The following is a 230-nucleotide window of genomic DNA, read 5'->3' as shown; positions in this document are numbered from 1 at the left end:
CCAGCGAGGACGGCTCTTCGGCCTGCGCCTTCAGGAGCTCCTCGCGATCGCTAAAGCGATGGCCGTCGGTGACGCGCTGCACGGAATCGTAACCGGTGCCGTTGCGCTCGACGAACTCCGGATCGCTGAAGAAGGCAGCCGCCAGCACGGTCGAGCCGGTGCCATAGGGATAGGCCTCGACCGTAATGGGCAAGCCTTGCGCCTGCGCCTTCGCGATCAGCACACGGCAG

The 230-nt window shown here is 66.1% G+C and carries 1 pseudogene; it reads right to left on the bottom strand.

The features are described from left to right. A pseudogene (locus tag AC0L3U_RS40380) lies at positions 1-230 on the bottom strand (amidohydrolase family protein); the annotation flags it as partial.

It is taken from the genome of Bradyrhizobium sp. Kon69, from assembly GCF_055807515.1.
The sequence above is the reverse complement of the archived record's forward strand: the minus strand, read 5'-3'. Positions and strand labels throughout refer to the sequence as shown.